Here is a 13,909-nt window from a genome sequence, read left to right on the forward strand (position 1 = left end):
ATAAACATAAATTTATAATCAATCATAAAGGAAATCTTAAAAAACACTTAATTTTAACTATCTAATTTATACTAAAATTCCTTAACTGCTTTTATTAATAAATAGTTTGTACCTATTTTACACATTAGATTTGTTAAATTGCTTATATAAAAATATAAGCTAAAATTTCATTTAGTTTATCGGTGGGTATAGCAATTAATTGAACAAGTATAATTATCCAATTTTATCTTTATGAATTTAAATTTTAGATTATTTCTATAGCTCGTAAACACAAAAATTTTATAGCAAATTTTCTGTAAAAAATATGAATTTCATTTCAGTAAATTTCTCACCTACATATTGAGTTATGAACTTTCTTTATATATTACTTCCTTCTAATTTCAGTTCAAAATTAAAATAAATTAAGGATGTAGATTTATTTGTGTAAAAACAAATTTATCTACATCCCCAAATTATTAATTAAAATTTAGACATAAATTCATCTTCCTCTGTATAAACCTTTATTCCATTTCTAGTTAATAGTTCCGCTGTTACACCATTCCCATCTTTTTTGTTACCCGAAAAAGTACCATCATATATTTTTCCAAACCCGCAGGATGGACTCCTAGACTTTAATATAGCTATTTTGGCACCACATTCCTTTGCTATTTTTAAAGTTTCATAGGCTCCCTTTAAAAATTCTTTTGTAGCATCATCACCCTCTGGTCCTATGATATTAGCTTTTCCATCTAATACATCTGCTCCTGTAGCATTATTTATTTCATGAGCCGCCCTTGGTGTTTGTTGCCCACCTAGTTGTTCTGGACAAACTAAGACAGCTTTTCCTTCTCTAAAAAGTTTTAATGCTTTTTCATTTAAATTATTTCCACCATTATACTTACAGTTAACTCCACAGAGACAAGCACTTATTAATATCATAAAATTCCTTCTTCCCCTTGTATCTAGTGAATATATACACTAAATATACTATTTTCTTTATTTTTTTAAACTTACTCTAAAAAATATATTCTTTAATTCTAAATTTTGGAACTCTTTAAAATAAAAACAAATTGATAGCTTAGATTTTAGTAAAAAAGTTCATCTAAACCTAAGCTATCTAATTTAAAATTTATTTTAACTCTACCACTGTAACACCAGTACCACCTTCACCATATTCACCTAGTCTATGTCTCTTAACATGAGGATGACCTTTTAGCATATCCATAATTGTTTTTCTTAAAACTCCTGTACCTTTACCATGTACTATGGTAACTTCCCCTAAACCACCTAAATAAGCCTCATCTAAATATTTATCTACAGTGTATATGGCTTCTTCTGCATCCATTCCTCTAAGATCCACAGAAGACTCCACTCTGCTTAAATTCAAATTAAGTTTTTTAGATTTTTTTATTTTTGATGAATTGCTATTAGAATTACTTCCCTTAGCAGCCCTTAAATCTTTAATATTAGCTGTTATTTTCATAATTCCAGCTTGAACTAATACATCACCTTTGTTGTCTGGTTTTGATAGGACTATTACCTTTTGGTTTATTGAAACTAAAAGAACTTCGTCTCCTTCTTTTACATTCTTTAAAGCTTCTCCTTTATGAACTGTTTTAATTTCCTTTTCTTCAATAGAATCTAATTTATCTTTTAATTTTTTTCTTTCCTCTTCTAATTTACGTCTTGCATCTGAAGAATAACCCATTCTTTCTAATTGCCTTATGTCTTTTAATATTTTATCTGCCTCTTCTTTTGCTTCTCTTATTATATTTTTAGCTTCTCTTCTTGCATCTATAAAAGCATTATCTCTAACTTTTTGAAGTCCTTCTAATTTTTCTTCGTATTTTTTCTTTTCTTTATCTCTTTCCAATTTAAGATTTTCTGCAAGTCTTGCATCCTCTTGAGCTTTTATACTTTTTTCTTGTAAATTTTGAATTAATTCCTCAAATCTTATATTCTCATTAGATATATTTTCTCTAGCAAAATCTATAATATAATCTGGTAATCCTAATCTTTTAGATATTTCAAAGGCATTTGATTTACCTGGTATTCCTATTAATAATCTATACGTAGGTCTCAAAGTTTCCACATCAAACTCAACGGAAGCATTTTCTACTCCTTCTTTTCTTAATGCATAGGCTTTTAGTTCACTATAATGAGTTGTGGCAATTATCTTAGATCCTCTTTTTCTTAAATTTTCTAATATAGAAATAGCCAAAGCTGCCCCTTCTGTTGGATCTGTTCCTGCTCCTAATTCATCAAATAGAACTAAAGAATTTTCATCAGCTTTATCCATAATCTCCACTATATTTTTCATATGAGATGAAAAAGTTGATAAGCTTTGTTCTATACTCTGCTCATCTCCTATATCTGCAAAAACATTGTTAAAATAACTTATTACAGAGTTTTCTCTAGCTGGAATCATAAGACCACTCATAGCCATTAAATGTATTAATCCTACTGTTTTTAAAGTTACAGTTTTACCTCCTGTATTAGGTCCTGTTATCATTAGAGATGTAAACTCTTCCCCTAACTTAACACTTATAGGAATTACTTCCCTTCTATCTATAAGAGGATGTTTTCCCTCTATAATATCAACAATCCCCTCATCATTAATAGTTGGACAAGTACAATTATATTCACTAGCAAATTTAGCTTTAGCAAATATAAAATCTAATTCCCATACTATGTTAGCATCGGTCTTTACCCCTGTTATGTTAGCATTTATTTTAGCTGATAGAACACTTAATATTCTTTCTATTTCTGCCTTTTCTTTTAACATAAGTTCTTTTATTTCATTATTTAAATTAACTAAACTCATTGGTTCTATAAAAAGGGTAGCCCCTGTAGAACTTTGGTCATGTACAAGTCCCGGTACCGCACCCTTGTGTTCTGCCTTTACTGGTAAAACATATCTATCTCCTCTAACTGTATATATATTTTCTTGAAGATAGGAGGAATAACTTCTAACTAAAGAGTTAATTTTATCTCTTACAGAATAATTTTTTTCTTTTAAAGATCTTCTTATATTATAAAGAGTAGAACTTGCTCTATCTGCTATTTCATCTTCTCCTTCTATAGCATTAAATATTTCTTCTTCTATTTTAGGTAGGGAAAAAATCCCCTCACATATATCCTCTAAAACTCTATAGCTTTCCTCTTCCTCCTTATAATTTATATATTCTTTAAATCTTCTTGCACATCTTAAAACTGCAGCTATTTTTAAAAGTTGCCCTGGCAATAATGTAGATCCCTTTTCTGCTAAAGAAATTCCACTTCTTATATCGTATACTCCTTCAAAGGGTGGTGCTCCCTTTGTAACCAATAATTTAAAGGCTTCCTTTGTTTCTTGTAAGTGCTCTCTTACTTCATATACACTATCATAAGGTTTTAAATCTTCTATTATATCTTTTGCAGCTTTTGTACAGGTATAATTTTTTAAAATTTCCTGTATCTTATTAAATTCTAAAACCTTAATAGATTTATCCTTCACTTCTTTAACACTCCTTTTAACTTTCCTAGGTTTTTGTTACTTTTTCTATTGTCTTTTAATAACATCTATTATCAACTTAATTATAACTTCTATATACCCATATCTGATTTATTGTATAAACAGAGTTCTTAGCTTTAAAGGGGGTTTTTACTCCCACTAAAGTTTATTAACAGACTTCTTAGGAGTTTTACTCCTTAGAAGTCGTTATCCTTTAGGGGAAATCGTTATCCAGAGACGTAGCCGCTCTTTACTCCAACTTTGAAGAAGATGGGAGTATTAGAGCGGGTAGTCATGGGATAAATAATCTCATTAAATTATTCTACCCCTCTTTTATAATGGCCTCTTGTATAATTTTTAAAATTGCCCTTCCATTTTTCTTCTTTAAGAGCTTTTAATATATATTCCATTTCTTCATAACTCTCATTTAAAAAATCTAATCTAAAACTATTAATTCCCATTGCTTTTATTTCCTCTATGTTCCCTATTAAATTAATATCTGAATTATTATATATATGACTTCTACAGAATACATCTGTCTTAACTGGGAATTTAGCACTGATTCTATCTTTTAATATATAAATTCCTTTTTCACAAGCTTTATTACAGCTAGAAGAACTATTTTTACCACCAAAAGTACTGCCTATAGGACAGTATTCACTAACCATATTTTCTATTTTACCATATATAAGCATTTGGCTGCCTAAATCCATATGTTTAACTATAGATTTTATTTCTTTTTTATTAAGCTCTATACTTAAACAACTTCCTTTAATAAATTCCTTATAAAAATCCCCTGCAAAACTATTAAATATATTTAATTTATAATCTCCTATTATTTCTGTTCTATTGTTAAATTTATTTACTATTCCTAAATTAGCTGTTACTATACCTTTTATGTTGTGTAGATTCTCTTCTATTATCTTTTCTACATAATCAAATTCGCTCTTTATAATATTAGGAGCTTTTAAATATATGTTTAAATCCTTATATAATTCTTTTATTTTTTGTATGTTTAATGGATCTCTTGTAAATAAATCTATTATTACATTTCTAAATCCATTGTTCACTACAGCTTTTAACTGTTCATAAGTATATACTGAAAATATATACTCTGGCAAATTATTTTCTTTTATTCCATTTATGTTACTGTATATATTATCCACATTAAACTCTTTAATTTTTCCACAATGTGGATTGTTTTGTATTATTTTTTCTTCTATGGAATTTATAAGCATTCTACGACAATTATTTATTTCTGAAACAGGTAAAAATCCTTCTTCATAGAAATTAAATTTAATTTTATTTATCTTAAAAGGGGTTTCCCCACTTTTCATTAGATTTTCTTCTATTTTTTCCATAGATAAAGGTTTTTTTAGTGCCTTTTCTATTTCTTTCCCTTCTACGGAGTACTCTTCTTCATTGTATCTACAGCTTAGTTTTATTTTTTCTCCTACTTTAAAATCTAAATTAGCTTCTAGATAAATTTTTCTATTAAATTTATCTTCATATATTTTACCTAAGGATTGTAAAAGTTCTATATCTGAGGTTTTATATAATTCATCTTTAAATTTATAATTTAAAGGTTTTATTTTTACTAGATCTCCTTTGTAGGCTTTTTCTACTTCCTTATTGTCTTTAATTATACTAGATACTATAAAGCCTTTATCACCATTTCTTATACCATCTTTTATTTTTAAACTTTCTTCTAATTTTATACTTTTATCCTTATTTACTTTTCCTAAAGGTAATCCTGTATTTTTGGGAAAAGAATATGCCATCATATCTTTGCCCTTGTTTCCGTAAATGTATGCCTTTGAAAAACCCTCTCTATTAAATAATTGCATTAACTCTTTTTTATTCTTTTCTTCTTCAAAATTTTCTTTATTTATAACTGCATCTATAGCTTTTCTATAGCTTCTAATTACCCCGGCTACATATTCTGGTCTTTTCATTCTTCCCTCTATCTTAAAAGATGTAGCACCAGCCTTTATTAAATCTTCCATGTTTTCTATATTACATATATCCTTAGGACTTAATAAATACCCCTTTGTTTCCTTATTATCCTTTTCATTTATCAATGTATATGGGAGCCTACAGGGTTGAGCACATCTTCCTCTATTCCCACTTCTTCCACCTAATATACTACTCATCAAACATTGCCCTGAATAACAAATACAAAGAGCTCCGTGTACAAATATCTCCGTTTCTACATCTAAATCCTTTGAAATATATTCTATTTCTTTTAATGAAAGTTCTCGTGATAAAACTATTCTTTTAAAACCTAATTCTTTTAAAAATATAGCTCCTTCTCCATTATGTACAGTCATTTGGGTAGATGCATGAATTTCAAAATCCGGTAAGTTTTGTTTTATTAATTTTGCTATTCCGGTATCCTGTATTATTAAAGCATCTACCCCTATGGAATATAAAAATCCTATATACTTTATTGCTTCTTTTATTTCTTCTTGTTTTATTAATGTATTAACTGTAATATATACTTTAACACCATATAAATGGCAATAGTTTATAGCATCTTTTAATTGCTCATCATCAAAGTTATTAGCATAGGCCCTAGCAGAAAATTTACTTCCACCCATGTATACTGCATCTGTCCCAGCTTGCACTGCTGCATATAAACTTTCCATGCTTCCTGCAGGAGCCAGTAATTCTATTCTTCTCATATTCATCTCTCCTAAGATATTCTAAGGTTTATTATACAATAGATTAAACATATTTAAAATGTTATATCCACTATTATTTATCTATGTGCATTAGAATACATTTTTATATAAGTTTTATTAAATTTAATCATAATTTGATTATTAGATTATTTAGAAAATAGATTTAAAAATAGAATAAAACATTTTAGTAAATATATGGCATTAATAATATATAGAAAGACTTCGCATCCCTATACAGGGACCGAAGTCTTAATATGCCAAGTACCACCTTTGTTAACATATATATCTTTCCTACACATGTTTCCTCTTTTAATAATGGTAAACTATACCTAGTATAATTTTCCTATAGAGTTCAAGGTTTAGTCGAAAATTTAGCTTTTAAAAATTTTTCATCTAATATTCCTCTTCATAAAAAACATACATCTTTACTATTTTCCTTCTTATAGCTATCATATTAATTTGCAAATTATCTTACTATTATTCTTAATGTATTGGTATCATAATAATCCATAATATACAAATAAACTAATATGATAAATACTTTAAAATAATTCTTATATTACTTTCAGCTTATAGATTAATTACTAGTTATTATACTACTAGTTACTAAATTGCCTCTTTCTTCTTCTTCTTCAATGTGTTTCCTATCGTGAATGTGTCTCTCATCCTGTCTCTCATCATAATCATCAAATAAATTTTCCATTTCCTGTGGTGGATAAAGTGTTGGAAGTTCCCTTTCCATAAATTCTTTACATGGATCATGTGAACACTTACATTCTTCTGGCACTGGACAATAGCCATAAGCTGGAACCATTAATTGAACTACTATTTCACATTTGATTATTATAAATAATCCTAGTGTAATACATAAGAATACTTTCTTATCTCCATTATCTTCACAAGTACAACTGCAACTGCAACAATCATTATCACAATCTATCTTTGAGATGTCTGTGCTTAGGCACTCCCCTACTACTTCTAGTTTTATAAACTGTTGATCAATTTCCTCTGCTGATGTACATTCTTTACCTATTATAGTTTTAGCTATAGCATCTGGACAATACAAGTTAGAAGCGGTTATAGTTCTATTTACTGAAAAATTTAATGTTTCTGTGTGTATAACTCCATTTATTTCTACATCTACATCTACATCAAAAGTAACTGTAAAATTAATAGTTACCTTCTTGTGTCCGGGTTTACCATTTGAAACAGGGCATTTAGTAACAGAATTAACCTTTACTTTTAAGTCTTTACAACAACCCACGCATCTAACTTGTGCTGGGTCCGTAATATTTGGTATCTGTTTACATAACTGTTCGCAATCATCTGTAGGTTTTAAACATTCTTTTATTAAACATTGATCAAAAACTTTAGGTACTTGAATACAAGTTATCTCCACTGGATCTGGTAAACAACCTTGTTTATTTACAAAACCTGGACGTGGAATAAAATCTTTTGAATTAATAGCCATATATATATCCTCCTTTTCATATAGAAGAAACATTGTTTTATCTCAATATATAGTATGCATATAAAAAAATAAGTGTGATTAGTAAAAATATATTTTAATTATATAATTTTTATATAAATTAAATAGATTTTTACTAATATTTTTAATTAAAAAGAATATAAGTATCTTGTTATTAATATAATTTTATAAAGGTAGGTGAATATTATGAACTCCAATAAATCATATATTTTTAAAAACATATATGGTAATATGTGTGAATTTTATATTAATAAAGATAATACTTTAATGTGTAATAAATTTTCTGAAGAAATAAAAATACTAGAAAACGTTTTAAAATTTAATATAAATGTAACCTATTTAGGAATAATAGAAGTAGTATGTATAACTTTTGATGGATTTATCAAATACTGTAAATTCAATAAAAAATGGTCTATCCAAACTCTTTATAAATTAAAATCTCATAACAATAATATAGATGAAGTAAACTTATTTTCTAAAGGAAATAAACTTCATATATTTTTTATGTTCTATGAAAATAAATATGATTCTAGTGGAAACATTCTACACTACGTATGGAATAGAAACAAATTTAAAACTAATATAATAGGTCCTATAAACACCATTGATGGTATAGAAAAACATTATCATTTAGAAACATTAAATAATACTATTAATATGTTCTACATAACTAAAGAAAAGAACTCTCACGTTATTAATTTATGTAAATTTTTAAATAATGATGGTTGGAGCAGTCCCAAAAAGCTATATAGGTTAGATGGAAATAATATCAATTTTTCTACTTTAAAGCAAGATAGAGAATTTAATATTTTAAATTTATCCGAAGAAAATGGGATATATATGCTAGAACATGTAACAATAGATATCAAAGATAACATTAATAATTTTCCTATTTATAAAACAAATAATCCTATATATGAATCTACATTAATTATATTCAATGATATATTATATTGTGTATGGTCAGAACATAGTAAATTAATGTATTCTTCTTTTAATGGTATTAAATGGTCTAACTCTTACAAAATTGATACTGAATCCTTTGACAATATAGATCTGTATAAATATATATATGAAGAAAGTCCTTTAGATAAATCTATAGAAAGTAAAAACATATTTGCCTCTATATCCGATAATATTAATATATTTTTGCCTAAAGTCACTAAAACATATACTAATAAAAACAATGAAACATATGATGCAGAAAGTACCATAAGAAAATTACTCCAAGAAATATCTAAAAAAAATACTGTAAACTATGATTTAATGAATAAAACAATATCATTAACAGAAAAATTAAAGGAAAAAAATCTACATGCTAATAATCTTATTGAAAATCTAAATAAAATTTCTATCCAAAAATCTAATATTGAAAGCAAATATAAATCTATATTGGAAACTACTAATAAATTAAACATTCAAATGGAAGACTTTAAAGAAAAGCTAAATAAAGAATGTGGGAAAAATGAACTTCTAAAAATAAAACTTAAAGAGAAAACAGATGAAAATGAAAAACTTAAATTAAAAGTTAATAAAAAAATAGAAGAAAGTAATTCCTTAAATGAAAATTTAAATAACATAATTGAAAAATTACAAAATCAAAATATAACAGCAATAAAAAATCTTGAGAGTAAATATCTTATTGAAATTAAAAATATAAAAAAGCAACTTAAAGATAAGGAAAATGAACTTAAAGCTTTACTTGATAAAAATAAAAACTTAGAAAAAAATATTAAAGAATTAAAACTAGAAAATGATGCTGTAAAAGAAAAATTAGAAAAATCTAAAAACAATATCCTTTCAAATTTAAAAAATAAATATGATATAGAAGTTTCTACTATAAAAAACCAACTTGAAGAAAAAGAAAAAAGTTTTAAATATATAACAAATTATTCACAAGAATTAGAAGTAACCTTAAACGAATTAAAATCCGAAAACTCACTCATAAAACAGCAACTAGAAAATTCCAAAAATAAAAACTTCATAGAAAAAATTTTTGGTAGATCTTAGAGATAATTATTGACTTTTATAAAAATAGACTATAATAAAAAATTAATTTTAAATATTTAAATTTTCAAAAAAAACTCCTTGCATTTCATTAAATACAAGGAGTTTAATTATTAACTAAGCTTTTCTATATAATTTTATTTGAAACAAGTCTGAACCTTATTTTAAATAATTTTTAAAAATTATATAGCATTAAAACGTGTAATTTTACAAATTGAATATGCATCTGGAGCACCGTCAACTGTATTCTGTCCTACTACTATTCCAAGTCCAACTTTTCTTATTGTCAAACTTTGGAAAGCATTAAGATCTTGCTGCCCTTTAAACTGTAATGATACATTAGCATTTATAAACTTATTTAGATTTTCTCTTAATGGTCTTTCACAGCAATCACATTCTTCGCAAGTACATACTGGTGGCAATAAATTAATTTGATTTATTGTACCTATATCTCTCCACCTAACTCTTGAAATATTACAAATTGAAATAAAACTAGTATTCTGTATATTAATTATACTATCTTCTATTGATACTATTTGATTTACTTGAAAAGACTGAGTTGCTCCTGTATCAAGTGTTACTTGAATCGTAGCGTTAGGTGCTAAAATACTTCTTAATTGATTTAATAAATTTTCCATTGGATCTACACAGCAATCACATTTACTAGTAGCAACATCACAACAACTATCAAAACCACAATCACAACAACAGCCTCCACATAAAATTATATCACATTGATTACAATGTAGATCTTCTAATTTTTGTTGTAATTTCTTTTTATCTTTATCACATAGCATAAATCTCAACATCCTTTCAGATACTTGAATATAGCAATACATATTATTTGTTGTCAATACATTATATGATTTATATTTAATTAATGTTATCTATTATATAAATAAATATTATAATATCTATACTCATATTTTCATGGATTTGCATACCATATATTATGCCTAAATCATTATAACCTATATATTAAGAAAATCTATAAAAAATAATTTGTCTTAAATATGCAAATTTATGCTATATACCAAAATAATAGTAAAATAAATAAACTTTTTATTAATTGTAATCCTATATCTAACTCTACTTATATACTGAGAGATGATGATTAAATAGTATATAAAATAAATAGTAAATTTACATGAGGTGATTTAATGATAACTATAAGTTTATGTATGATTGTAAAAGATGAAGAAATTACATTGGAAAGATGTTTAAACTGTGCTAAAGATTTTGTTGATGAAATTATAATAGTTGATACAGGTTCTACGGACAAAACTAAAGAAATTGCTAAAAAATTTACAGATAAAATTTATGACTTTGAATGGATACAAGATTTTGCAACAGCAAGGAATTTTTCATTTAGCAAAGCTACTAAAGAATATATATTTTACTTAGATGCTGACGATATAATCTTGGAAGAAGACCAAAAAAAATTAAAAAAATTAAAATCTAGCTTAGATAAATCCATTGATTCTGTTACTATGTTTTACAATATGAACCTTGATAAAGACGGTATACCAGCTTTAAGTTATAGAAGAAATAGGCTTGTTAAACGTGAAAAAAATTTTAAATGGTATGGAAGAGTCCATAATTATTTACAAGTCTATGGAAATATATTTGATAGTGATATAGCTATAGTTCATGATAAGGTAAAACCTCGTGATTCTGACAGAAATTTAAATATATATAAAAAGATGATAGAAGAAAATTATGAGTTTTCTCCGAGAGATGTATTCTACTATGGTAATGAATTATATGATCATAAATTATACGAAGAAGCTATAGAACAATATAAAAAATTATTAGAAATGAACTCTGGCTGGTACGAAGATAAAATAAATGCCTGCGGAAAGCTAGCAGATTACTATAATTATATAAAAGATTCTTTTAATGCTAAAAAATACTGTTATTATTCTTTTAATTATGATAGACCAAGAGCTGAATTCTGTTGTAGATTAGGTCGTTATTTTTTAAATGAAAATAATTTGTCTAATGCAATATTTTGGTATGAATTAGCTACCAATTTAGAACGCCCTAAAAATAGTTGGGGATTTTTTAGTGATGACTGTTGGACCTGGCTTCCTCATGTTCAACTTTGTGTTTGCTACTATAAACAAGGAAACAAAGAGCTATCTTATAAACACAATGAAATAGCACTATCCTATTCCCCTAACAATAAAACTCTACTTAGTAATAAAGAATTCTTTAAGAGTATCGGATTTGAGTAAAGTTAGTCCTAAAAATCTACCTTAACCCTCACCTTATATTATATTTTATATCAAATAAAATAACTCATCATATTATATAGTGATGCTAATATATTCAATTTTATTAGCTTTACTATATAATCATATTATTTAAATAGAAGGTGATTTATTTGAGTCATAGATGTAAAAAAATTATATGTATGCCGTGTTGTGGTAGATGTACCTGTCCCCGAGGTGTAACTGGTCCTACTGGCCCTAGAGGTATCACCGGTCCTACTGGACTTCAAGGTGTTACTGGCCCTACTGGGCCTCAAGGTGTAACTGGTCCTACTGGGCCTCAAGGTGTTACTGGTCCTACTGGACTTCAAGGTGTTACTGGTCCTACTGGACTTCAAGGTGTAACCGGTCCTACTGGACTTCAAGGTGTAACCGGTCCTACTGGACTTCAAGGTGTAACCGGTCCTACTGGACTTCAAGGTGTAACCGGTCCTACTGGACTTCAAGGTGTTACTGGGCCTCAAGGTATTACTGGTCCTACTGGCCCTACTGCAAATTTAATTGGATTACAAGCTCAAACAACAGGATTACAATTTGGTATAATAGCTGATTCAGCAGATATACCATTAGATACTTTAATAAGTGATGCTGGAACACCAGATATAACATTTAATGCAATTTCAAATGATATACAACTTAATACACTTGGAGTTTATTATGTAGACTGGTGGATTAATATTTCTGATGCACAAACAACGGACTCCGAAATAAATTTAACTCTAGATGCCGCTAACGGAATAATAGTACCAGGCAATGTAAGTTTCACTGCTGAAACATTATCACTGCCTACACAGATATCAGGAAATGCAGTTATTACTGTAACTTCTGCACCTGTAAATTTAAAAATTATAAATTCTAGTGGAGGAGCTATTCAACTAGGAAATACAACAATACAATTAAATGTATCAGTAATTAAAGTTAGGTAATTTTAAATTCTATTTTATAGCGGTAATTACAACTAAAAAAGATAAATAAAAATATACTTCACTCTTAAATATATTATTTAAACAGTGAAGTATATTTTTAAATTGATTTAGATAATATTAGATGATTAAACTTGTTAGAATATAATTTTAATATCTAAATATAACAATAATCACACTCTTAAATTAGTATTACTATAATATATTATATTATAGATATAAATTGTACTGCTTTAGACACTATTAATATTGAGTATTAAAGGCTATTGTAATAGTCTCTTAGCTTATAAATTAGACGTACTATAAAAAATTAATTACAAATAACTATGAAGATAAATAAATTATGTAGACTAAGCGAAAAAATCAATATTGAATGAGGTGTATAATATGGTAAATAATAGTCTACAACTCCAAAGAACAACTACCGGTACCATAGCTGCTAACACAAATGTTATATTTGATAATACACTTTTATCTACTGGTAGTGATATAAGCTATAACGTAGGAACAGGAGTTGTAACAATAACTAAAACAGGAATATACTATGTTGATTGGTGGGTTACTACTCAATCATCATTTTCTGCGACCTATATATCGTTTGCTATAAAAACGTCAGATAATAAAACAATACAAGGTGAATCTCCTATAAAAATAGGTCAAGTTTCTGGTAACGCTTTATTAAATGTAACAACTGTCCCTTATACTTTTTCACTAATAAATAGTAATTTAGATGTATCATTAGCTATCAATCCTACAGTAAAAGCTAATTTGTCTGTAACAGAAGAAACTAATACCTTAGGAGTTACTGGACCTCAAGGTGTAACTGGTGCTACTGGTCCTCAAGGCACAACTGGACCTACTGGTCCTCAAGGTATTACCGGTGCTACTGGTCCTCAAGGTGTTACTGGTGATACTGGCCCTCAAGGCACAACTGGACCTACTGGCCCTCAAGGTGTAACTGGTGCTACTGGTCCTCAAGGCATAACCGGACCTACTGGACTTCAAGGTGTTACAGGAGCTACTGGAATTCAAGGTGTAACTGGTGCTACTGGCCCTCAAGG

Annotated in this window: 8 protein-coding genes and 1 pseudogene; 4 read left to right on the forward strand and 5 right to left on the reverse strand. The window is 27.5% G+C overall.

Features of this window, described 5'->3' with window-relative positions; all coding sequences use genetic code 11:
• Positions 1-459: 459 nt before the first annotated feature.
• From ACYUEW_RS17240 to csxA, 4 genes are all read right to left on the reverse strand, one after another.
• Positions 460-918 (reverse strand): 2-thiouracil desulfurase family protein, encoded by a 459-nt coding sequence (locus tag ACYUEW_RS17240; RefSeq protein ID WP_003483556.1) that lies wholly within the window; start codon positions 916-918, stop codon positions 460-462.
• Between the two features lie 190 nt (positions 919-1,108).
• Positions 1,109-3,475 carry an endonuclease MutS2 gene (locus ACYUEW_RS17245; protein ID WP_003483555.1) on the reverse strand — a complete coding sequence of 789 codons (2,367 nt, stop codon included), beginning with the start codon at positions 3,473-3,475 and terminating at the stop codon, positions 1,109-1,111.
• 314 nt (positions 3,476-3,789) lie between these two features.
• Positions 3,790-6,156 (reverse strand): DUF3656 domain-containing U32 family peptidase, encoded by a 2,367-nt coding sequence (locus tag ACYUEW_RS17250; protein ID WP_045516415.1) that lies wholly within the window; start codon positions 6,154-6,156, stop codon positions 3,790-3,792.
• Between the two features lie 577 nt (positions 6,157-6,733).
• Positions 6,734-7,627, reverse strand: a complete 894-nt coding sequence (gene csxA, locus ACYUEW_RS17255; RefSeq protein ID WP_045516417.1) for an exosporium protein CsxA — start codon at positions 7,625-7,627, stop codon at positions 6,734-6,736.
• 204 nt (positions 7,628-7,831) lie between these two features.
• On the opposite strand from csxA, the gene ACYUEW_RS17260 reads away from it, so the two are divergent.
• Positions 7,832-9,655, forward strand: a complete 1,824-nt coding sequence (locus ACYUEW_RS17260) for a hypothetical protein (RefSeq protein ID WP_045516419.1) — start codon at positions 7,832-7,834, stop codon at positions 9,653-9,655.
• Positions 9,656-9,834: 179 nt separating this feature from the next.
• Here ACYUEW_RS17260 and ACYUEW_RS17265 read toward each other — a convergent pair whose 3' ends face one another.
• Positions 9,835-10,449, reverse strand: a complete 615-nt coding sequence (locus ACYUEW_RS17265) for a hypothetical protein (protein WP_045516421.1) — start codon at positions 10,447-10,449, stop codon at positions 9,835-9,837.
• A gap of 363 nt (positions 10,450-10,812) precedes the next feature.
• Between ACYUEW_RS17265 and ACYUEW_RS17270 the strand changes: the two genes are divergently transcribed.
• From ACYUEW_RS17270 to ACYUEW_RS17280, 3 genes and pseudogenes are all read left to right on the forward strand, one after another.
• Positions 10,813-11,889: a tetratricopeptide repeat-containing glycosyltransferase family 2 protein gene (locus tag ACYUEW_RS17270; protein ID WP_042384296.1), complete on the forward strand. Its 1,077-nt coding sequence runs from the start codon at positions 10,813-10,815 to the stop codon at positions 11,887-11,889.
• A 140-nt stretch (positions 11,890-12,029) separates the two neighbouring features.
• A complete protein-coding gene (locus ACYUEW_RS17275; protein WP_347564143.1) occupies positions 12,030-12,851 on the forward strand; it encodes a collagen-like domain-containing protein in 822 nt (273 codons plus the stop codon).
• 384 nt (positions 12,852-13,235) lie between these two features.
• Positions 13,236-13,909 (forward strand): annotated as a pseudogene (locus tag ACYUEW_RS17280) (hypothetical protein); the annotation flags it as partial.

Source organism: Clostridium sp. CTA-1 (assembly GCF_054768215.1).

Excerpts from the sequence above, each read along its gene's own strand:
- csxA (WP_045516417.1), bottom strand. The coding sequence starts at position 7,627 with ATGGCTATTAATTCAAAAGATTTTATTCCACGTCCAGGTTTTGTAAAT.
- ACYUEW_RS17270 (WP_042384296.1), top strand. The coding sequence starts at position 10,813 with ATGATAACTATAAGTTTATGTATGATTGTAAAAGATGAAGAAATTACA.
- ACYUEW_RS17250 (WP_045516415.1), bottom strand. The coding sequence starts at position 6,156 with ATGAGAAGAATAGAATTACTGGCTCCTGCAGGAAGCATGGAAAGTTTA.
- ACYUEW_RS17260 (WP_045516419.1), top strand. The coding sequence starts at position 7,832 with ATGAACTCCAATAAATCATATATTTTTAAAAACATATATGGTAATATG.
- ACYUEW_RS17240 (WP_003483556.1), bottom strand. The coding sequence starts at position 918 with ATGATATTAATAAGTGCTTGTCTCTGTGGAGTTAACTGTAAGTATAAT.
- ACYUEW_RS17265 (WP_045516421.1), bottom strand. The coding sequence starts at position 10,449 with ATGCTATGTGATAAAGATAAAAAGAAATTACAACAAAAATTAGAAGAT.